Source organism: Anaerococcus martiniensis (genome assembly GCF_043187485.1).
GTDB lineage: Bacteria > Bacillota > Clostridia > Tissierellales > Peptoniphilaceae > Anaerococcus > Anaerococcus martiniensis.
Genome location: NZ_CP171106.1, coordinates 56916 through 78691, shown reverse-complemented (window position 1 = coordinate 78691; position 21776 = coordinate 56916). Strand labels below are relative to the sequence as shown.

The window sequence follows — 21776 nt, the reverse complement described above, 5'->3', positions numbered from 1 at the left end:
ATTTTAAAAAAAGGAGTGGTTACCACTCCTTATTCTCCTATTTTTTCCTTTAATAAGTTTGTTATCTCTACCGGATTTCCTTTTCCTTTTGTTTTCTTCATAGCTTGCCCAACTAAGAAACCAAAGGCACGGTCTTTTCCATTTTTAATATCTTCAATAGATTCTGGATTTTCAGATAGAACTTCATCAACAACTTCTTCTAAGAATCCACTATCACTAATTTGAAGAAGATTTCTTTCTTCAGCTAGTTTTTCTGGATCTTCATTAGATTCGTAAATTTCACGCAGTAGTTTTTTTGCAACATTATTGTTAATCTTATCTTCTTTAGCAAGATTAATTAATTTTGCAAAGTTTTCTACTGAAAGATTCATTGTTGATGGACTTTGCTCTGTTTCATTTAATCTACGTGATAATTCTGTTAATATCCAATTTGCTGATGTTTTTGGTTCATTTACAATTTCATTTGTTTGTTCAAATAGTTCAGCAAGCTCTCTATCATTTGCCAATAAACTTGCATCATATTCAGTCATTTCATATTCGGTAATATAACGACTTTGTTTTTTAGCAGGAAGTTCTGGGAGGTTTTCTCTTATATTATTAATATATTCATCTTCTAAATAAATTTCTGGAATATCCCCGTCGACTGAAAACCTATAATCATTTCCAACTTCTTTATCACGCATATGGATGGTTTCTAATTTTTCATCATCCCATCTTCTTGTTTCTTTTGTACCCATTTCACCTTTTTCAAGAAGCTCTGTATGACGTTTTACTTCAAAATCCAAAGCCTGTTCAATTGCCTTAATTGAGTTCATATTCTTAATTTCAGCAATATTAGTTTTATTACCTGTATCAATATCTTGCATATTTATATTTACATCCACACGCATAGATCCTTGAGCCATTATACAATCGGAAACTTCTAAAAATCTCAGTGTTGATGCAAGTGTCTCCACAAAGTCACGAGCTTCATCAGGAGATTCTATATCTGGTTTGGTGACTATTTCAATAAGTGGAACACCAGCACGGTTATAATCCATCAATGTTCTTCCTTCTTCATCATGGTTTGATTTACCAGTATCTTCTTCCATGTGAATTTCTATAAGACCTACTTTTTTGCCACTTGAAAGCTCTATATGACCATTTGTCGCGTAGGGTTTATCATATTGGGTTATTTGATAGCCCTTTGTAAGATCTGGATAAAAATATTTTTTCCTATCCATTTTTTGATTATTTGCTATATCACAATTAAAAGCAAGTCCTGCTCTTAAGGCTAATTCTACAGCTTTTTTATTCATTACTGGCAATGCACCAGGATGACCTAAGCAGATAGGACAAACATTTGTGTTTGGAACAGCTCCAAATTCATTTTTACAAGAGCAAAACATTTTTGTATTAGTAGCTAGCTCCACGTGGATTTCTAGACCTATTATTATTTTTGTATTCATTTTGCCTCCCCTAAAAATTTGTCTGCTGCATTAATTATTTTATTATCATCAAATCTGTTTCCTATAAATTGTATTGACCCAGATATCCCCTCTCTTACTGGTACAGAAAGTCCGCACATGCCTGCAAGATTTACAATAACATTAAATCCATCTGCTTTAAAGTCAGAAAGAGGGTCTTTTTCAGTTTCTTCATCAATTGCTGGAGGTAGATTTGTCGTAGTTGGTGTTACTATTAAATCAAATGTTTCAAATAATTCTTCTAATTCTTCTTTAATTAAAGTACGTAGTTTAAGACCTTTTTTATAAATCTTTTGATCATCGATTGCTGATAAATACATAGTTCCAAGAGCGATCCTTCTTTGAACTTCTTCTCCAAGTCCTTCTGATCTAGATTTTACAAATAATTCAGAAATGTCTTTATAATCTTCAGTTTGGTGGCCAAATCTTACCCCATCAAATCTACTCATATTTGAAGAAACTTCAGAACTCATAACGATATTATATACAGGGTTTGCGTAGATGGCATAATTTAATTTTACTTCTTGAAGTTCCGCGCCTAAATCTTTCAGACGATTTAGGGCTAGTTGATAATCTTCTTTTACTGCATCCTCAATGCCTTCATAAAGAACACTGTCTATACTTATTACAGCAATTTTTTTGCCATTAAAATCGTAATCTTCTTTTTTGTACTCAAATGCATCTAAGATTGCAGTCATATCATTTTCATCTGGTGATGAAGTTATATTTGATAATAATCTTAAATCATCAATATTTTGAGCAAATACTCCAACTTGATCTAGAGTATTTGCCATAGAAACTACTCCGAAACGGCTAAATAATGAATAAGTTGGTTTATAACCAATAATATTTGTATATGAAGCTGGTCCTCTAACAGACCCTCCAGTATCAGTTCCTAGGGCTACAAGCACATCATCATTAGAAACTGCGACTGCAGATCCTGATGAAGAACCACCTGCGATTTTTGAAGTATCAAGATTATTTTTCACCACACCAAAATGTGATGTTTTAGAGCTTGCACCCATAGCGAATTCATCCATATTTGTTTTCGCTATAATAACTGCATCTTCATTTAATAAATTTTCTACCACACTTGCATTATATATAGGTCTGAAGTCTTCTAACATTTTTGATGCACAAGTCATATTCATATTTTTATATGAGATGTTATCCTTAACAGCAATTGGCAAACCAAACAACTTTCCTAATTCTTCGCCATTTTTAAGTTTATTATCTAAATACTCAGCTCTTTTTAAAGAATCTTCTTCATCAAAAGAAATATAAGCATTGTGTTCATTTTTTTTGATTTTTTCTAGTGTCTCTTTTGTATATTCAACTACTGAAATTTCTCCAGATTTTAATTTACTTACTAAATTTTCTATATTCATAAAATCCCCTATAAATTCCAATCCAATCTGAAATAACCAAATTCTTTATCCGGAGCATTTTTTAATGCTTCATCACGGCTAGAAGATTCTTTAATTTCATCTTCTCTAAAAGCAGCCTTGTGTGAATCAATGCTTTCAGTCATCTTTACATTTTCAGTGTCTACATCAAAAATATCTTCTATAAAATCAATAACAATATTAAATTTATTAGACAAATCATCAACATCTTTTCCTTCTAGGCTAAGATTTGCAAGTCTATAAATTTTTTCTACTTCTTTTGCTTCCATCTTACTTCCCTTCTAGTTTCTCTAAAAAATTATAAAGCTTATCATTTTCATAAACTTCTACATTCAATTCTTTAGCTTTTGTTAATTTTGATCCTGCATTTTGCCCGCATAGGACTGCATCTGTATTTTTTGAAACTGAACCACTTACTTTTCCACCATTTTTTTCAATCAACTCTTTAATATCATCTCTTTTATAGTTTTCTATGGTCCCAGTTATTACAAAAGTTTTATTTTCTAATTCATTGGAAGAATTGTCATCCTCAACTTCATTTAAAATAATACCCTTTGATAGGAGGATATCTAAAGCATTACTAATTTTTTCATCCTCAAAAAATTCTACTATATTCTCAGCAGTAATTTCTCCAATGTCATCTATTTCAATTAATTGGTCAGCGTTTGCATGTCTCAAATTATCAAAATTTTTAAATTTATTTGCTAAATCTCTAGCTGTTCTTTCTCCTACATTTGGTATTCCTATTGCATAAATAAATCTATTTAAATCACGTCTTTTGCTCTCTTGTATTGAGTCTAACAAATTTTGAGTTTTTTTGGGGCCAAACCTATCTAATTTAATCAAATCGTCATAGTCTAGATCATATATCTCATATATATCATCAATATTAAGTTCTTCCATAAGTTGAGCTATTGTTTTTTCTGATAAGCCTTCAATATCCATAGCATTTCTAGATGTATAATGTTCCATGCGTGCTAAAAGCTGCGGTGTACATGAAATTGAGTTTGGACATATGATATGAACATTACCCTCGATTAATTCTGTATTGCAATATGGGCAATGACTTGGTTTTTCAATCTTAACAGTTCCTGGCTGATTTTGATCAACTACTCCCAATATCTCTGGGATTACATCATTGGATCTTCTAATAAATACTTTTGAACCAATTTTTACATGTTTACGTTCAATATCATCGTAATTATTTAGTGTTGCTCGTGATACAGTCACTCCAGAAAAATCAACCGGTTCAAGTATTGCTGACGGAGTAACTTTACCAGTTCTACCCACATTCCAAACTACATCTAAAAGAGTTGTTGTATACTCTTCTGCTTCAAATTTAAACGCAATCGACCATCTAGGAAATTTATTTGTATATCCAAGGGCTTCTTGAGTTCTAATATCATTAATTTTTATAACCACACCATCGGTAAGTATATCTAGATCTTTTCTTTCTTCACTAATTTTCTCTAGTTCTGCGATTATTTCATCGTAAGTTTTTACTAGTTTGTGGTATGGATGGATATTAAAGTTTTCTTTTTTGAGAAAATCCATCATTTCCTCTTCAGTCTTAAAATCTAAGTTATTAGTCGATATATTATAAAAGTATGCCGTTAGGTTTCTTTTTCGTGTTTCTTTAGTATCAAGATTTCTTAACGCACCAGCTGCTGCATTTCTAGCATTTTTAAGCTGAAATTCATTTTCTTTATTATATCTTTCAAGCTCGGATAAGGGCATTAGAGCTTCACCTTGGATTTCCAATAAAGATTTTTCTCTAATTTCCAATGGAACAGATTTTATGGTTTTAACTTGGGCAGAAATTTCTTCTCCTACAATACCATTTCCCCTAGAAGAAGCATTTTTTAATTTACCATCTTCGTATGTCAAATTTATAGTCAAACCATCAAATTTGTACTCCATTACAAATTCCAATTCAGGAAGCTTATCATCATGACTTTGATTGTAAGAGTTACGAAGTCTATTAGCTCTATCTAACCAGTCTCTTAAATCATCGTATGATTGGGCCTTATCTTGAGAATATAATCTTGAAATATGAAAGTGTTTTTGAAATTTTTCTAATATTTCTCCACCAACTTTTTGAGTTGGTGAGTTATTAGGTGAAATTCCAGTTTCTTTTTCTAATTTTTTTAATTTATCATATAATTTATCATACTCACCATCAGAAACTAAAGGAGCATCCAAGGTGTAGTAATGGTAATTTAATTCTTCAATTTTTTCTATAAGTTCATTAATTTCTTCTTTTTTATCCATATTACACCTTATAAATTGGGGCATAGTCTTGATTTAGTTTTTTTAGTCCTTTTTTATCAAAGGCTACTACCAATTCATTGCCATCCTCATTTTCCTTTATCTGAACAACCATGCCCTCTCCCCATTTTGAATGCATGATTTTATCCCCGACTTGATAAATTTCATCACTATTTTCATGTTTTTTGAGTTTAGTATCAAGGACTGATTGACGAGTCTTTTCTCTCATATAGTCTTCATTTGAAGATCTTTCATAAGTTCGTGAATTAAATGAAGAAAATGATTTATTTTCTAACTCTTTAATATTTGATTTTATTTCATCAATAAATCTTGAAGTCTTGTAGTAAACAGGCTTACCATAAGCTCTTCTAACCTCACTACTGGTTAGGTATAATTTTTCACGAGCCCTAGTAATTGCAACATAAAATAATCTACGTTCTTCCTCTACATTGCCTTCATCAATAGATCTTTTTCCAGGAAATAATCCCTCATCCATTCCAACAACGAATACAATTGGAAATTCAAGTCCTTTTGCAGCATGCATTGTCATAAGTGTAACTGAATTATCCCTATCCTCTGTTTTTTCAAGTTCAGAGATCAAACTTAAATTCTCTAAATAATCATAAATAGTATCATCAGGATTATTTTCTTCGTATTCACTAGCTGCACTTATAAACTCATTGATATTATCTATCCTAGCTCTATCCTCTACTGAATAGCTAGATTCCAAAACTTTTAAATATCCTGACTTATCTAATACTTCATTGATTAAATCAGTTATAGTATATTTTAAAGCGTTTTCAAAAATTTCTTTTAAAGGATTATAAAATTTACACGCCAATTTTTTAAGTCTATCAGTAAGTAATTGTTCATAGGTTGGATTGGTTATTAATTCTAAAATAGAAATATTATTATCTGAAGCAATCTTTCCCATTTGCTCTACACTTTTGTCACCAATTCCACGTTTTGGTTCATTTATAATACGTTTTAAAGCCACATCATCTTTTGGATTTACAATAACTTTAAGATAAGAAACTAAATCCTTAATTTCTTTTCTATCATAGAATTTAAGACCACCGATAACTTTATAGTCAATCAGATTTTTCATCAAAATTTCTTCAAATGGTCTCGACTGAGCATTCGTTCTATATAAAACTGCAATATCACTATAGGCATATCCAAGATTCACCAATTTTTTTATCTCATCTACTACAAATTTACTTTCTTCACTTTCAACTGAGTTATTTTTATAAATAACTTCATCCCCAGTATCATTTGCAGTCCATAAATTTTTATCTTTACGTTCAATATTATTTATTATTAATGAGTTTGCAGTATTAAGTATATTTGATGTAGACCTATAATTTTGCTCTAGTTTGATAACTCTAGCATCATTAAAGTCTTTTTCAAAATTTAAAATATTGCTAATATCTGCACCTCTAAAACTATAGATGGATTGATCGGCATCACCAACAACAATAACATTGTTATGATATCCCCCAAAATATTTTATAAGTTCATATTGGGATGCATTTGTATCTTGATATTCATCAACAAAAACATATTCAAATTTCTTTTGATAATATTCTAAAACTTGCTGATCTTTTCTAAATATATCTAGAACTTTTTCTATTAAATCATCAAAATCGAGTGAATTATACTCATATTTACGTTTTTCATATAAACGATATATTTCATAGTATTCATTGTGATTTCTATAATAGCTATCAATTTTTAAAAACTCATTTGGACTTATAGATTTATTTTTTAAAGAACTAATGATAATTTGAGCATCTCTAGGGCTTATTTCATCCTTGTAACCCAAATCATTTATAATTTCTTTAATTAAAGTCCTCTGATCATTGGTGTCATATATTGTAAAATTAGAACTATATCCAATTTTTTTAATATTCATTCGTAGAATTCTAGCACAGATAGAGTGAAATGTACCAATCCATAGATGACCAACGTCCATGCCTAATAGACTTGCAATCCTATCTTTCATCTCATTTGCTGCTTTGTTGGTAAATGTGATTGCTAATATATTTCTAGGGTCAACCCCCTCATTTTTTATCAAATTTGCAATACTTGTAGTTAGTACTCTTGTTTTACCACTACCTGCCCCTGCAAGAACTAAAAGAGGTCCGTTTTTATGAAGTACTGCTTCTTTTTGTTTGTCATTTAAACCTTCTAATATCATCACATCCCCCTATCTATTTATTATACCACATGAAAAAAGAGTAGACATAAGTCTCCTCTTTAAATCATAGATATTTAATTAAGATTTATTTTTCTTTATCTTCTCTTTGTTTTTTTAAATCTTTTTCAATAAGTTTATCTAAAACTAAGTCATAGCCATTTGAACCGTAATTTAATGATCTATTTACTCTTGAAATAGTTGCAGTTGACGCTCCTGTTTCTTCTTCGATTACATTGTATGTTTTTCTTACTTTTAGTAATCTTGCAACATGTAATCTTTGAGCTATAGATTGGATTTCTCTGGCTGTACATATATCTGTAAAAAATGCGTAGCAATCTTCAACGCTATTAAGCATCAGGATTGCTTCAAATAATTCATCTGTTTGTTGATTTTTTAATTTTGAATCTGTCATTGTTCCCCCGAGTATATAAAAAGTAATCTTTTTTTAGTTACATTAGTATTATACACTAAAATACAAATTAAATATACTTTTATCAAAATATTTTGCCAGTTTTGTTATATATGCAAATAACTTTCTTATGATTCTAATTATCATTTACATTTTCAATTGAAAGTTTGAGTAAGTCTTTGCATAATTCTTCGTTTCTAGCAAGCAAAGGACCGTGAAGGTATGTTCCAATAGTATTTTTATATCTAAATCCTTCAGTTTTATCAGTTCCATTATTTCCATTTCCGTCTATAACAGTTCCAAATGCATTTTGGTTTTCTGATAGATAAGTCACACCTCCGTGATTTTCAAAACCTTCGTATATTTTCCCCGAATTGCAATCTTTTATTTTTACCGGCCCTGTAAATCTTTTTCCATTTTCCTGGTTAACAGTGTAATGATTAAAAATATTTAATCCATTTATTTTTTTATTATATGCATCGTAATAATATTGTCCTAATAATTGGTAACCACCACATATTGCTAGAAACACACCGTTGTTATCGATGTATTTTTTTATACTAACTTTTTTTTCTAACAAATCCGATTGAACAATTCTTTGTTCATAATCTTGGCCACCTCCAAAAAATACAAAATTGTATTTTTCCCAATCGAAAAAATCACCAATACTTACTGTATCTATCTCTACCTCATATCCATTTTTTCTAGCCTCATGTGCATATGCCATCACATTTCCAACATCACCATAAGTATTTAACAAATTTCCGTATAGGTGGCAGATTTTTATTTTTTTCATAGTCCTAGCACCTCTCTTAATCTAAGCATAGCGGTGTATGTGGATAGGATGTATACATTATTAGTTTTAGAATTTTTGATTACATTTTGAATTTCATTTTCATAGTCAAATTCATTAATATTACCATCAAAGATTTCAGCAATTTCTAAGCGTCTTTTCATATCTTTTTTTCTCATTCCTGATACATAAATGTCTTTAATATCTAAATTGCTAAGTTTTTCATAATAAGAATCATATATCCAGCTTACATCTGTACCATCTGCATAGTTATCATTTAATAAACAAATTAAAGTTATTGGCTCTTCTTCAAGTAATATTAAATCTATAATTTGATTTAATCCTGTAGGATTTTTTACAAGATTGATAGTGACGTTTTTCCCATCTATATTTATGTTTTCCTGTCTGCCAAATACATTTTTTTGGCTAGAAAGTCCCCTATAAATTTCTTCATAAGATAAGCCTAACTCTTTAGCAGCGCTTAAAGCAGCAAGTGCATTATAGACATTATACAGACCACCTATATTTACTTGATATAATTCATCTCCCACCTTAAACTCAGAGTAATTTGCATCTAGCTTTATAATGTCATCTATAGAATAATCAATAGATGGGGTTTTAAAGTCGCAATTTGGACAAGCATAGTCTCCTAAGGAAGAATAATTATTTAACCTATACTTTAAAACATGGTTACAATGTGGGCAAAGAATCCCATCAGAGTTTATTTCTGCATCCATATCATAGATATCACTAGCTTTTTGATAATCGCGAATACCAAAATATGACCTATTATAATCTTTCATTTGATCATAATTAAAGATTGGTAAGTCACCATTTGCAATAATTTTTGCATCTGGCATGACTTTCATCCCATCCATAAGTTTTGCAAAAATATTATATATCTCACCAAACCTATCCATCTGATCTCTAAATATATTTGTAAATATCACATAGTCAGGTTTTATATTTTGTCCAATCCTTACTAAATTTGCTTCATCTACTTCTAAGACTGCAATAGTTTCTTCATTGGATGGATTATCTAATAAAGTAGTGATAATTCCTTGGACCATATTTGACCCAGACTCATTAGTATAAACCTTATCGTATCTTTGCTTTAATATGTTTACCAAAAAATGGGTTGTCATTGTTTTACCATTTGTCCCAGTTACAAAAATAAATTTGGTATTTTTTGACAACTCATCTAGAATATTTTTATCTAATTTGTATGCAATATAGCCAGGTAAGGATGTTGCATTGTGCTTTGTTAGCTTTAAACCTGACCTTACTATTTTTGCTATTTCTTTTGTTAATTTATTTTTAATAGTCATAAATTTAATATATCTTAAAAACTTAACTTATCAATAACTAGCCAATAATTTTGTAACATTTTTCTTCCTCAATAACTTCTCTTTCAATTTTTTTGCATGAATCAATTATAATAAATAAATTATTATTTAACTCATTTAAAAATCTATATATACTATCATCATTTCCTTGTATAAAACACTTAACATTACCGTCATTTAAATTTTCTATTGTGCCAGTTAGATTTAGTTTATCAGCAATCAATTTTGAAGTATATCTAAATCCTACACCTTGGACTCTTCCTTTAAATAATATTTCATATCTTTTCATCTTTGTCTCCTTAGCCTTAATTTACCCATTACTTGAAAAATTATTTTATAGTAGTTCAATAATATTACCACCCCCTAGGGGTGTCAAAGGAGGTAATATGAAAAAACGCTTTGATGTAACAGGCATGACGTGTGCGTCTTGTCAGGCCAATGTTACAAGAGCAGTTGAAAAACTTGGCGTTAATGAGGTAAATGTAAATCTAATTAACGAATCTATGAGCGTTGATTATGATGAAGATAAACTAAGCGGTGATGACATCATCCATGCTGTAGAAAAAATAGGTTATGGAGCTAGCTTAAAAGATAAAGAAAAATCAACTACTGCTGACAAACCTAAAGAAAAAGACCAAGAAGAAAGTAATACCAGATTTAGGTTAAGAGTATCATTGGTTTTCTTAATCCCACTTTTGTATATAGCTATGGGACCTATGATTGGTTTGCCAGTCCCCTCTTTTATGCAAGGAAGAGAAGGCTCTATAAATAACGCCTTTATACAATTTATATTAACTATTCCAGTATTAGTAGTAAATAGAAAGTTTTTTATAAATGGATTTAAAGGATTATTTAATAAGGCTCCAAACATGGATACCCTAGTAGCTCTTGGTGCTAGTGCAGCAACATTTTATGGTATTTTTGCTATAATGCGAATGGCCTATGGTTTCGGATTTAACCAACCAGAAATTATAGATCAATATATGCATAACCTCTATTTTGAGTCTGCTGCTGTGATTCTAACTTTAATAACTCTTGGTAAATATTTTGAAGCTAGATCAAAGGGTCAAACTAAAGCATCCCTAGAAAATTTAATAAATCTAGCACCAAAAAAAGCAACAATTCTTGTTGATGGTAAGGAAAAAAGCGTAGATGTTTCTGAGATAGAAAAAGGAGATATAATCTTAATTAGACCTGGAGATTCTATTCCAGTGGATGGTGAGATTATAGAAGGCTCTTCCCTACTTGATGAGGCAGCATTAACTGGTGAATCTATTCCTGTTAATAAGGGTGTTGGAGATGAAGTAATAACTGCAACTATTAACAAAGAAGGTTCATTTAAATTTAAAGCCACCAAAGTTGGAGAAGATACAACTCTTGCCCAAATTATAAATCTAGTAAATGAAGCAAACGAAACCAAGGCTCCAATTGCTAAAATGGCAGATGAAATTTCAGCTATATTTGTACCAGCTGTAATTATAATTTCTATTGTTACATTCATAATATGGATGGCACTAGGCTATAGTTTTGAATTTGCATTAAATTTAATGATTTCAGTTTTAGTTATATCCTGTCCATGTGCCCTAGGTCTAGCTACACCGATGGGGATAATGGTTTCTACTGGAAAATCCGCAGAACTAGGTTTATTATTTAAAAGTGCAGAAAGTTTAGAAAACTTAAGCAAAGTTGATACAATACTTCTAGACAAGACAGGAACTATTACTGAAGGTAGACCTCAAGTTACAGATGTAAAAACTGATATAGACCATGATGAGTTTATAAAACTTGCAACTTCTATAGAAAATTCATCTGAACATCCATTAAGTAATGCAATAGTTACCTATGCTGAAGAAAATAATATAGCTTCAGAAAATGTATCAGACTTTAACGCTATTTCTGGTAAAGGAATAAGTGCAACATATAATGGTCAAAGATACCTTGCAGGTAATTTAAGACTAATGAAAGAAAATAATATAGATCTTAAAAACTATATAGAAATAGCTGATACTTATGCAAATGAAGGTAAGACTTCTATGTACTTTGCTAATGAAAATCAATTGATTGGTCTAATAGCTGCTAAGGACTTACCAAAAGCAACTTCAAAAATTGCTATAGATGAGCTTAAAAATCTAGGTTATGAAGTAACTATGGTAACTGGAGATAACGAAAAAACAGCAGAAGCAATCAGATTTGACTTAGGTATTGATAAAAAATTTGCTGATGTCCTACCTCAAGATAAAGATAAAGTTGTAAAACAATTGCAAGATATGGGTAAAAAAGTAACCATGGTAGGTGATGGTATTAATGATGCGCCTGCTCTTGCAAGAAGTGATATAGGTATGGCCATTGGTAATGGTACTGATGTTGCTATAGACTCTGCAGATGTTGTATTGATGAGAAATTCACTACTAGATATAGTAAGTGCAATTGAACTTTCAAAATCTACTATAAAGACCATTAAGCAAAATTTATTCTGGGCTTTCTTTTACAATGTAATACTAATCCCAGTAGCAGCAGGGCTTTTATATCCATTTAAAGGAATCACATTAAATCCAATGTTTGCAGCCCTTGCAATGAGTCTTTCATCTGTATTCGTATGTTTAAACTCACTAAGACTAAGAGGATTTAAACCAGAGTTTAAAAATCAAAAAGCTATAGATGAAGTAGAAAAAAACGCATCAAACAATGAATATCAAAATCTATCAAATAATAAAGAAATAAAAGGAGAAGAAAAAATGGCAGATACAAATAAATTGGTAGTAAACGTTAATGGAATGACTTGTGAACATTGCAAAAATCATGTTGAAAAAGCACTAAATGAATTAGCATTTGTAGAAAATGCAAATGTAAATCTAGATGAAAAAAATGCTACAGTTGAATACTTCGGAAGTGTAGATGAAGATCAAATCAAAGAAGCAATAACTGAAGCAGGATACGAATTTAACGGTATCGAATACAAATAATGCACGCTGACAATGAAAAGACCATTAGAAAATTAAAAACCGTCCGTGGACAAATAGATGGTTTAATAAAAATGGTTGAAGATGATAGATATTGTATAGATATCAGCACTCAATTAATGGCCTCAATTTCTATCTTAAAAAATATAAACAAAGATGTATTATCAGCCCACCTTAGCCACTGCGTTTACCAAGCATTAGAAAATGATGATCAAAACGATGCTAAGGAAAAGTTAGCTGAAATTGAGGATATAATAAATAAATTAAATAAAATTTGAGTAAATAAAAAGCTCCCCTTTTGGGAGCTTTTTTAAAATTCTATTAATTTTCTCATAAATGCTTTATTATTTTCAAGTATCTTAAAGATTATAACCCCTATTATACTAACCATAACAAATTCGCTAGCCATAAAAGAGAATAAAATTGTTATGAAAGCACCTGAACTATCTAGTAAAAAATATGTTCCTAAAGCTGGAACAGATACTAATAATACAGGAAATAGTGATGCAATAAATAAATTATCTGTCTTTTGCATAAGTCTAAATGCTATATATGATGATAAGGTACCAAATATAACATCAAACCAAGCCATTGGACTAAATAAATTTGCAATTGCACAGCCTAATACTAGTCCAGGTATATATTTTCTATTATAAAAAGCTAATAATACCAATATTTCTGAAAATCTAAATTGAATCGGACCGTATTGTGGCATAGGGACAACTAATGTAAGTACTGCATAAAGAGCAGCTACTACTGCAGATCTAACTAATAAGTTAGTATCGCTTGTAAAACTATTTTTTTGACTCATTTTTACTCCTTGATTTTTTTTTCGTAATGGGTGCCAAGAAACATTACCTTGCTATGATACCACATTATCATAAAAATCAAAACTTATTGAATGAGTCCTATAATTGAGTAAAATATTGGTATGAAAAAACAATTATTTTTAGTCCCAGTTTTACTTATTTCATTAAGCTCTTGTACAAGCAGTTTTGGAAATAAAAATGAAGGACTGATTGATCAAGAAAATATGAATATCGTCTCTGAAATTAATGAGCTGGCTATAGATACATTTTTGAAAAATAGTAATAAATCTTTATCTGATGTTGTTATTGAAAATGAAAATAAAATCGATCAGAATTTCACACCTAAGGAAAAGTCAGATGTAAAAGAAGACATTATAAAAAATCTTGAAAAATACATTGATCAAGATCCAAAGGCTCATTGGGTATATGATAACTTTTTTAATATAACAAATGTAGAGGCTTATTTAACTGGTAATGACCCAGATACTGTAGAGTTTGTTTATAATATGAATCATAATATTACAGATTTTCCAAAAACTCCAGGTGAATCAATCGAACTAGGTAGAAAAACCCCTTACTATCTTCAATGGGATAATAGATGGGCATATGATGAATTAGGTCAAAGAAATATAGGTATTTCTGGATGTGGACCTACTTCTACATCCATGGTTTTATCAAGAATAAAAAACGATCCAACCATCACACCTGATAAAATCTCCAAGGATGCAAAAAATTATATGACCAACGAAGGGATTTCTTGGAACTTCTTTAAAGATGAAGCAGAAAAATATAAGTTAAACACTAAAGAAATCAATCTAAATGAAAAAGAAATGATCGAAGCCTTAAAAAAAGGACCTATAATTGTATCAGTAAATCGAGGATACTTTACCTTGTTTGGTCATATTTTTGTGATAGATTCATATAAGAATGGTAAATTTATAGTAAATGATCCAAATAGTATAAAAAATACTATGAGACCTTGGACATTTGATGAAATAAGTAATCAAATAGCCCATATGTGGCAAATATATTAATTGACAAAAAGCTTATGGAGGCATATAATAAAGTAGTATTTTATTTTTGCACCATTAGCTCAGTTGGTAGAGCACCTGACTCTTAATCAGGGTGTCCAGAGTTCGAACCTCTGATGGTGCACCATATAAACTGCGGATTTTCCGCAGTTTTTTTGTATTATTTCATAAAAAAAAGACTGGATAAATCCAATCTATTTTTCTTTATCTTGTATAATATAGTTAGCTAAATCCAGCATTTCGCGAGCCATATAATAATTATCACCAAGTAAATCATAAATTGCATCCTCGGTTAAAATACCTTGGTTAATATCGCTAGGAATCTCACCCTTGTTTGATGCATCATAATCTTTCATAAACTTATCACTATAATAATATTTTTCTAGCTTTTCTAATTCTTTTTGGTGATCTTTAAACTCTTTCAAGGCGTTACAAGTTTTGTCCACTAATTTTTTATGCTCTTCATAAATTTTTGTCATTTCAACTACATGATTATAATCCATAATATCTCCTATTTAACATATCTAAAATCATAGCCACATCATTTTTTATTCTGTAAGCTTTGTTCTCAGATCCATTATTTGTCGTTACTATTATGGTACCTAGTTTTTGAAGAAATACAATTAATTGTCCACCCGTGCCTGATGCAAATACCTCACCACTTTTTGATGACCACAAGCTATAGCCATAATAATCTTCAGACAGGCTTTTATTTTTATCTTCTAATTCATTCTTAAAGTAAGGTGCAATCATTTTATTGATACATGATTCACTTACTATTCTTTTTCCATTATAAACACCCTTATTTAAAATTAATTTTCCAATTTTTAATAAATCTTCTGCTGATAAATAAAATTTAGTTGCTCCAGCTAGATACTTTCCATACATATCAGCCCTTGCATTTTTAATTTCCAAAGGTTTAAATAGTCTTTTATTTATATAGTCAAACAGTTCATATCCCAGATATTCCTCTAATGTAGCTGATAATAAATAATAACTTGCATTTGAATACAAAAAATAAGTTCCTGGTTTGTAATGTATAGGATAATTAATTAGGTAGTTTAATAAATTATCCTTATCATATTTATTTATATTCCTACTCATCAATAGTACATCCCTATACCCTACCGTATGGGTTAGCAGATGATTAATTTTGATTTCCTTTAAATATTTTTCATTATTTTTGTTAGTTATATCAATTTTGTCATATAAAATTGAAAATATTTTACTTTCCTCATCAAAATTTATATCTTCATCGATTATTATTCCACAAGTTAAAGCTAAAATAGTCTTAGAAATTGATCTAATATTTATTTTTTCATCACTTTTTTCATTTACTATATAGCCAGAACCATTTTTGTATATAATCAACGAGTCCATAGATTTGTTTTCTTTTATAATTTGATTTGTAAAATTCATTAATTCTTGCATCATTATCTCACTTTTCTATTAATGCAATAGTCTCAAGATGCCTTGAGTGATCAGTATGGATAAAATTTATTATTTTAAGGAAGCCTCGTATATGAAAATATATCCATAAGTATATATCTTATATTTTAAATTATCTCTAAATCTAAATTCACTTATAATATATCATTATAATTTGTATAAATAAAATACCATAAATAGCATAATCATACTTTTTCTCAACTTCTATACCTCAAATTATAATCACCAATTTTTACAACATAAATATAGTAGACGAGATTTATCGAAAATTATTTATTCTTTTTTTTGCTATTACATAGCCTTTTGAACAACGACTTTTTAAAATAACTTTAATTATATCTTCAATGTAAATTCTTTATTATATTTACCTATAGTATTCTTTAACTGAATCGTACCTCCATGTTTTTCTACAATTCTTTTACTAATAACAAGCCCTAGACCTGTACCTTTCCCAGCTGTACGATTTTTATTAGATGTAACAAATGCTTTAAAAATATCTTTATCTTTTGGGATTTTTTCTCCATTATCTCCTATAGAAATAAATGAACTTTTATCTTTGTTGTATAAACTAACATATACTTTGCTTCCTTTTTTATTATGAGTATAAGAATTTATGATTAAATTTTCTATAGCTCTTTTTATCTCTTTTTTATCTGCTATAACGGGTATAGGATAATTTGGTATCTTTACTTCGATATCGATGTTTTTATCTTCAAAATCTTCAAAATGTTCTGCTATCAAATTTCTTAGTAAAATTGTTAAATCAAATTCTTCTTTTTTTAATTCATAATCTATTATTCCAAGTTTTGAATACTCAAACATTGTGTTAAGTAGATCATTTGTATATTTAGTTTTATTATATATTAAGTTGTAAGTTGGCTTTATATCTTTTTGAGGAATCTTCCCATCCATTAAAGCTCTAGAAAATCCCTGAATAGAAGTCATAGGAGTTTTTAAATCATGCGCAATAGCTGCAAATATCATATTATGTTCATTAAGTCTTTTTTTACTTTCATTTTCTAAAACTTTGTTAGTAAATTTATAAAACATATAGGCACTTACAAATAATGGCAATACAGATATTACAAGGTAGAAAGCTATTGTAATGTACATAAAGGTAGGTTGACTTATATTTAAAAGGTTGCTTATGACTTTTGAAGATTCATCAAGCCAATTCATCAATTCATCCACTAAAGTTTCTAATAACCAAAGTATTGATATGTTTATTATAAAGCCTTTAATTATTTTATTTCTAACAAATTTATTTTCATCACTTTTCATATCTATAACCAAGCCCTCTTATTGTCACAATATGCTCATGTCCAATTTTAGATCTGAGTTTACTTATAATTACCCTGATAGTGTTGTCGTCAACAACTGAAGTCTCTGACCAAGCATATTCGTAAATTTGTTCGTTTGTAAAAACTCTTCGTGGGTTTTTCATAAATAGCTTTAGAACCTTAAACTCACTACTGGTCAAGTCAATAATATTCCCATTTTTCTCAAGCGTACATTGGTGAATATTTAGACTAATCTCTCCTATAGTTATCTTTGGCTTATCATTATTTTTTAAACTATGTTCATTTCTTCTAAACTCCCCTTTTACCTTTGCCACTAATTCTAAAGGCTCAAAAGGCTTTGTAAGATAATCATCAGCACCTAGGTCTAGTCCTAAAATCCTATCACTCAGATGAACTTTGGCCGAAATTACAATAATAGGAATATATTTTTCACACTTATTATTTTTATCTCTAATGTTTTTTATGAGTTCATATCCGTTGATTTTTGGCATCATAATGTCTATTATCGCAAGGTCGATATCTTTTTTTTCTATAATCTCTTTTGCTTCATTTCCGTCATAAGCACAAAACAGCTCATAATTATCTGATTCCAAGTATAGACTGACTAGTTTTACAATATCCACTTCATCATCAGCTATTAATATTTTTTTCATATTTTCTCCTTATATATTCCAAAAATTGTATAACTTAAATAATATTACAAATACGGTGAAAACAGAAGAAATAAATCCCCAAGATAGTAAATATATTTTTTCTTTTCTTGATTTTCCATTAGAAGATATCCTAAACAACTTAATTCCATTAAGCAATGATACAATTCCCATTACTGCAATAACGATTCCGGTTATCACTGCATTTTTTGGCGTGAACACCATGTCACTTGCTAAATAAAATAATATACCAACCGTAATAGTACCCCATAATACTTGTGTTAGGGTAATGTTCTTATTAAAGTATACAATTTTATTCTTTATATTATCAATTATTAAAATGATAAACTTTCCAACTAATAGAATTAGGCTTATTATTCCTAATAATATTGCTAGGCATAAGAATAAAAACATTGATTTATTCGATTTGTGGGCAACGTAGTCGGTAGACATCATCTCAAGCCTGTTATCGTTCGCTTTGGTTTTTGATTTGTGCATAAACATTTCTAAACCATTTCCATTATCCATAAGATATGAATTTTTACCAATTTTGAAAATATTTGTCTCGCCTATACTAAAGCCAAAAAGATTTAGTGAATACTTATCTCTAGCCGCTTTCTTTATAGGTAAGATTCCCCCTAAATACTGCTGAAATTTACCCATGCCTTCTGATATATTCCTCTTTTGAATATAAAAACCTGAAATATCATCGGATGAAATACCACTAGTATCTATTCCTTTACTATCTTTAATACTTCCGTATAATACTTTAGGCAATCCATAATTAAATATGGTTTCACCAGGCTCATTGGTCATTATTACCATTCCGGTATTCGATATTGGATCGAATACTAGATTAGAAGAGCACCCCATAGTATTACCGGCATGCGATAGAACTTGAACTCCATATTCTAAAGTCCACAGACCGTGGCAATTTTTACTTATATTGCTATCTGTATAATGTGAAGTCGGCTCAAACATTTCACGTCTGGTTTCTTCTTTTTTAAACAATGGATTTTCTTTTGAAACAAAGGCTTGCCCAAATGTTGCAAAATCATGCAAAGTACCTACACAGGCACCTGCAGGGTACAGCTGCACGTAAGAACGTGCTGTTCCTAAATCTTGATTGTCTTCTATTTTTTCACCCCTATAATAACAATGTAACTCATTTCTTTTATCCTTAACATCGTCATTGTCTAAAAGTTTAGGGTCTATTGAGGTATGATTCATGTTTAGAGGTTTGAAAATATGATTATTCACATATGATACATAGTCTTCCTTGCTCACATTTTCTACAATCAATGCAGCAAGTGCTGTCCCCCAATTTGAATACGCTGTGTATTCCCCAACATGGTATGCCTGGTATGGCTCGCACGATTTGACGGCTTCTTCAAGATTACTATATAACTGATCTTCAGTTGCTAACTGGTTTTCATAGAAACTTTCTTGAAAACCTGCATTATGACTCATGAGGTTTTTAAGGGTAATTTTCTCATCTTTATATCTTATCTTTTTTAAAAATTTATCTGGAAGATAAACTCTTATATCTTCGTCTAAATCAATCTTCCCTTCTTCATACAACTGCATGACAGAGACCCAAACCAAAAGCTTGGAAGAGCTCCCCCAATCGTAGACTGTATCAAAGTCTGCTAAAGATTTATTTTCTATGTTTTTATAGCCATAAGTTTTTTTAAGAGAGATTCTATCTCCATTAAAAACAGCTATCTGACATGATACAAGACCTTCCTTATATTTTTCTACATATTTGTCTATGTTTACTTCTATCTTTTTAATATCCTCATCTGTATTATATAACTCTTTTGCATAACTATTTTCACAACTTAGTAAAACTACAAATAAAGTTATAATGATAAATACCCAAATATTCCTTTTCATTATGTCCTCCTCTTTAATCTTGTATTTATTATAAAATATGGACATTAACAAAACTAAAACTGAGTATTAACTCAATATTAATTTTTTGATTCATGAACTTTTTCTATTACTTAATGTAGTCTGGACTTATAAAGTTATCAGAGTTGATGAATTTGAAGATTTTTGGGAAGTTTCGGAAAAGCTACCATAATTAATAGCCATTCTCTGGTAATTTATCTAATATTTGTTATTGTAGTTTTTTCCAATTGATAGATTTTAAAATTAAATGCTGCACTTTGACTAAATAAACTCATACAACCTTCTTGTGAAATATCAAAAAGCATAAAACACACAAAGGTTAATATGAGTTATAAATGTTATACAGTAAATGACAGAAATTAATAGAGGTATTAAAACAAGAGGGCTATTCTTTTATAAGAATAGCGAAAATTTTAGGCTTTCACCACTCTACTATTTTAGAGGTTGAATTTCCTTAAAGGTTATATACAAATTGGCTTTATTTAGATACGATAACATTTGACATAAATAAACTTAGAAGAAAATAAAATCAAGAAAAGCAAAAGTAACCAGAAGTAGGTCTAACATTGGAACTTACATATGTAAAAGACCAAGTAAAGTTAAAATGAAAATTAAAATAGCTTGTTGAAGTAATATTATCCAAAAAACATCTTTGCCTAAAATTGAAACTGGAGAGTTAATTAAGAATATAAATGGAGTTTAATAATAGTCTGAGAAAATGTATAGATTATCAAACTCCATTTGATGTACTAATCACTAACTTAGTTTGCTACAAGTGTTTCAATATTATTTTAAATTTATCATACAAAAGACATCTAAATTGAATTTTCAAGCTGATTTTAGTGGTCTCATTACATTATGTATTATATTAAGAAAAAATAAAAATAGCCTTATAGTATGAACTTTTTAATAATCAATATCAACATCAAGTCCAGATTTAAATACTACTTTTATATTTACTTCATAAACTATAACCTTTTATGTTAATTTTATAACTAAATCTTCATATTAACTCTTCATATTATTGTTTATTTTTTTGATTTTTTAATCTTTATTACTAAAAATATTCAAAAAAAAAAAGACTATTAGAGGTCGTTAATTATCCTAAAAGTCTTATAAATATTTGTTTAATATTTTTCAAGAAAATCAGCTGATTCTATCTGACTTGAGTGGTCAGTATAGATAGAATTTAATGTTTTTCAAAAGCTTTGTATATGGGAGTATGTCAATTAGTTTAAATATTGCACAGATTAAATTGATTTTTTTCTTATATATTAATCCAATGTCTTCTTGTTATAACATTTCCTCTTGATAAGCTATTTTTCACTTTATTTTCCAAAATTCCACCATTATTTTCTATAACTTTTATTGATCCGATATTGTCATCATCACATGTAATCAAAACCTTATGAAGGTTCAATGTCTCTTTGCAATACATAAGTGCCATAGAGAGCATTTTTGTACCATAGCCCTTCATACATTCAGATTGTCTAATTTCGTATCCTATGTGACCACCATAGTTAATTAAAAAAGAATTTAATTCATGCCTAATACTAATTTCACCAATAAATTTTTCATTATCTATCAACCAAAATGTAGTGGCTCTAACATAATTTATAGGCAAGTTTATACCATGTTCAAAATTATAAGAACGTTCTATAATTGTCTCAGGGTTGCTAAAAAGTTTTACTGCGTGCGGTCTAAAAATTTCATCTTCTTCATTTGCTTCTATATAACTTTTGATATACTTTCTATTTGGTCTAATTAATTTCAT

19 protein-coding genes, 1 tRNA gene and 1 pseudogene are annotated in these 21776 nt (G+C 29.5%); 5 read left to right on the top strand and 16 right to left on the bottom strand.

Going from position 1 to position 21776, the window contains the following annotated elements; translation table 11 throughout:
• Window positions 1–29: 29 nt before the first annotated feature.
• From gatB to ACF3NF_RS00355, 9 genes are all read right to left on the bottom strand, one after another.
• Window positions 30–1448 carry an Asp-tRNA(Asn)/Glu-tRNA(Gln) amidotransferase subunit GatB gene (gene gatB, locus ACF3NF_RS00395; protein ID WP_394023235.1) on the bottom strand — a complete coding sequence of 473 codons (1419 nt, stop codon included), beginning with the start codon at window positions 1446–1448 and terminating at the stop codon, window positions 30–32.
• Entirely contained in the window at window positions 1445–2854 is a 1410-nt protein-coding gene (locus tag ACF3NF_RS00390; RefSeq protein WP_394023233.1) for an amidase family protein, read from the bottom strand. The genes gatB and ACF3NF_RS00390 overlap by 4 nt, the downstream gene beginning before the upstream one ends.
• 8 nt (window positions 2855–2862) lie before the next feature.
• Entirely contained in the window at window positions 2863–3141 is a 279-nt protein-coding gene (gene gatC / locus ACF3NF_RS00385; protein WP_394023231.1) for an Asp-tRNA(Asn)/Glu-tRNA(Gln) amidotransferase subunit GatC, read from the bottom strand.
• Window position 3142: 1 nt separating this feature from the next.
• Complete coding sequence (gene ligA / locus ACF3NF_RS00380) at window positions 3143–5143, bottom strand: NAD-dependent DNA ligase LigA (protein ID WP_394023229.1); 2001 nt, start codon at window positions 5141–5143, stop codon at window positions 3143–3145.
• Between the two features lies 1 nt (window position 5144).
• Window positions 5145–7340, bottom strand: a complete 2196-nt coding sequence (locus ACF3NF_RS00375; protein WP_394023227.1) for an ATP-dependent helicase — start codon at window positions 7338–7340, stop codon at window positions 5145–5147.
• Window positions 7341–7425: 85 nt separating this feature from the next.
• Window positions 7426–7752, bottom strand: a complete 327-nt coding sequence (locus ACF3NF_RS00370) for a YerC/YecD family TrpR-related protein (protein WP_262122308.1) — start codon at window positions 7750–7752, stop codon at window positions 7426–7428.
• 133 nt (window positions 7753–7885) lie between these two features.
• On the bottom strand, window positions 7886–8545 hold the full coding sequence (locus ACF3NF_RS00365) for a type 1 glutamine amidotransferase (RefSeq protein ID WP_262122309.1): 660 nt from the start codon (window positions 8543–8545) through the stop codon (window positions 7886–7888).
• Complete coding sequence (locus tag ACF3NF_RS00360) at window positions 8542–9870, bottom strand: MurT ligase domain-containing protein (protein WP_394023224.1); 1329 nt, start codon at window positions 9868–9870, stop codon at window positions 8542–8544. Before ACF3NF_RS00360 ends, ACF3NF_RS00365 begins: the two co-directional genes overlap by 4 nt.
• Before the next feature lie 37 nt (window positions 9871–9907).
• Window positions 9908–10177, bottom strand: a complete 270-nt coding sequence (locus ACF3NF_RS00355) for an acylphosphatase (protein ID WP_394023222.1) — start codon at window positions 10175–10177, stop codon at window positions 9908–9910.
• A 97-nt stretch (window positions 10178–10274) separates the two neighbouring features.
• On the opposite strand from ACF3NF_RS00355, the gene ACF3NF_RS00350 reads away from it, so the two are divergent.
• Together ACF3NF_RS00350 and ACF3NF_RS00345 are read left to right on the top strand one after the other, a co-directional pair.
• Window positions 10275–12851, top strand: a complete 2577-nt coding sequence (locus ACF3NF_RS00350) for a heavy metal translocating P-type ATPase (RefSeq protein WP_394023220.1) — start codon at window positions 10275–10277, stop codon at window positions 12849–12851.
• Window positions 12851–13126 (top strand): metal-sensing transcriptional repressor, encoded by a 276-nt coding sequence (locus tag ACF3NF_RS00345; RefSeq protein ID WP_394023218.1) that lies wholly within the window; start codon window positions 12851–12853, stop codon window positions 13124–13126. Before ACF3NF_RS00350 ends, ACF3NF_RS00345 begins: the two co-directional genes overlap by 1 nt.
• 32 nt (window positions 13127–13158) lie before the next feature.
• On the opposite strand, the gene ACF3NF_RS00340 is transcribed toward ACF3NF_RS00345, so the two are convergent.
• Window positions 13159–13659, bottom strand: a complete 501-nt coding sequence (locus ACF3NF_RS00340; RefSeq protein WP_394023216.1) for a QueT transporter family protein — start codon at window positions 13657–13659, stop codon at window positions 13159–13161.
• Between the two features lie 120 nt (window positions 13660–13779).
• Between ACF3NF_RS00340 and ACF3NF_RS00335 the strand changes: the two genes are divergently transcribed.
• Together ACF3NF_RS00335 and ACF3NF_RS00330 are read left to right on the top strand one after the other, a co-directional pair.
• A complete protein-coding gene (locus ACF3NF_RS00335) occupies window positions 13780–14691 on the top strand; it encodes a C39 family peptidase (protein ID WP_394023214.1) in 912 nt (303 codons plus the stop codon).
• A gap of 48 nt (window positions 14692–14739) precedes the next feature.
• Window positions 14740–14815 (top strand) — tRNA-Lys (locus ACF3NF_RS00330).
• Between the two features lie 67 nt (window positions 14816–14882).
• Here ACF3NF_RS00330 and ACF3NF_RS00325 read toward each other — a convergent pair.
• The 5 genes from ACF3NF_RS00325 to ACF3NF_RS00305 all read right to left on the bottom strand — a co-directional run bounded on the left by ACF3NF_RS00325 (window position 14883) and on the right by ACF3NF_RS00305 (window position 19984).
• Window positions 14883–15191: a DUF4298 domain-containing protein gene (locus ACF3NF_RS00325; protein WP_394023212.1), complete on the bottom strand. Its 309-nt coding sequence runs from the start codon at window positions 15189–15191 to the stop codon at window positions 14883–14885.
• Window positions 15181–16122: a serine hydrolase domain-containing protein gene (locus tag ACF3NF_RS00320; RefSeq protein WP_394023210.1), complete on the bottom strand. Its 942-nt coding sequence runs from the start codon at window positions 16120–16122 to the stop codon at window positions 15181–15183. The genes ACF3NF_RS00325 and ACF3NF_RS00320 overlap by 11 nt, the downstream gene beginning before the upstream one ends.
• A gap of 348 nt (window positions 16123–16470) precedes the next feature.
• Window positions 16471–17418, bottom strand: a complete 948-nt coding sequence (locus tag ACF3NF_RS00315; protein ID WP_394023208.1) for a sensor histidine kinase — start codon at window positions 17416–17418, stop codon at window positions 16471–16473.
• Window positions 17408–18091 carry a response regulator transcription factor gene (locus ACF3NF_RS00310; protein ID WP_394023206.1) on the bottom strand — a complete coding sequence of 228 codons (684 nt, stop codon included), beginning with the start codon at window positions 18089–18091 and terminating at the stop codon, window positions 17408–17410. Before ACF3NF_RS00310 ends, ACF3NF_RS00315 begins: the two co-directional genes overlap by 11 nt.
• Window positions 18092–18100: 9 nt before the next feature.
• A complete protein-coding gene (locus ACF3NF_RS00305) occupies window positions 18101–19984 on the bottom strand; it encodes a serine hydrolase domain-containing protein (protein ID WP_394023204.1) in 1884 nt (627 codons plus the stop codon).
• A 342-nt stretch (window positions 19985–20326) separates the two neighbouring features.
• Here ACF3NF_RS00305 and ACF3NF_RS00300 point away from each other — a divergent pair.
• Window positions 20327–20436: pseudogene (locus ACF3NF_RS00300) on the top strand (helix-turn-helix domain-containing protein); the annotation flags it as partial.
• Between the two features lie 833 nt (window positions 20437–21269).
• On the opposite strand, the gene ACF3NF_RS00295 reads toward ACF3NF_RS00300, so the two are convergent.
• On the bottom strand, window positions 21270–21776 hold the full coding sequence (locus ACF3NF_RS00295) for a GNAT family N-acetyltransferase (protein ID WP_394023202.1): 507 nt from the start codon (window positions 21774–21776) through the stop codon (window positions 21270–21272).